A 980-nucleotide genomic window follows, 5' to 3' on the forward strand; every position below is an offset into this window, starting at 1 on the left:
CACAGGAAGAATACAAGTCATACTCAACAGGATAAATGTTATAATGAAAATAGCTTAAAATTTTCCACCTATCATAAGCAGAAATACAAAGTACAATTTAAATTAATTCGCGTTTCTGCTTTGACCACATAAAATAGCACAATAGTTCACAATTTTCTCAATATCTTTATTAAATTATGTATAATATGCATAATCTTCATGAAAATTTCAGCATTAAATGCTCAAACCCAAGAAATATTGCTTACTTTTTATATTATACATTTACAATAATAGTTTATTTTATCATATACAATCTCTACTAATGTATAATTTGATTGCCATTTTTGTCAGTAAACTTCCCTGCCATAATGACTATAAAATCAACAATTGTCCAAATTCCTGTGATCATCAACCCGACAAGTGTTAACGATAGAATAAGCATTAAAGCACCTGTTTTCACTTTACCAACCATAAAACGGTGAACACCAAATATACCAGTGATCCAACAAATGAGTGCTAATATTACTTTTGAAGGATCTGAATCGTGCTGCAATAATGGAAAAACAGAATTGACAACATCTCCCTCACATACAAAATCAACAGTATCACCTATCTTCGGTGGATTCTTCCCTGACCAATCCCAAGTCGCAAATTGATAACGCTTACCATCATCACCGGAAACGAGATAAGTCCCCTGATCCTGACTAATAATTATACCTCTCATCTTTTAACACCTATAAAATCGTTGCCCCATATGTCTCATAATTAAATTTTATAACCCCAATGATATCACAATTTAAAATTTTACTCTTATCACTATCAACAATACCAATTGCCCGCATAACATGCCTGCAATCCTAGCATTTCTTCAATACGAATAAGCTGATTATATTTTGCTAATCTATCCGAACGTGCAAGAGAACCCGTTTTAATTTGCCCACAATTGGTCGCAACGGCAAGATCTGCAATAAAAGAATCTTCCGTTTCACCTGAACGATGAG

General features: G+C 33.1%; 1 protein-coding gene and 1 pseudogene. Both read right to left on the minus strand.

The window, feature by feature from the left end:
* Positions 1-298: 298 nt before the first annotated feature.
* Positions 299-703 (minus strand): NINE protein, encoded by a 405-nt coding sequence (locus tag ACFIO5_RS10720; RefSeq protein WP_375705394.1) that lies wholly within the window; start codon positions 701-703, stop codon positions 299-301.
* Between the two features lie 95 nt (positions 704-798).
* A pseudogene (gene eno / locus ACFIO5_RS10725) lies at positions 799-980 on the minus strand (phosphopyruvate hydratase); the annotation flags it as partial.

The organism is Bartonella sp. AA86SXKL (genome assembly GCF_042196885.1).

Coding starts and splice junctions, on each gene's coding strand:
- ACFIO5_RS10720 (WP_375705394.1), bottom strand. CDS start 703: ATGAGAGGTATAATTATTAGTCAGGATCAGGGGACTTATCTCGTTTCC.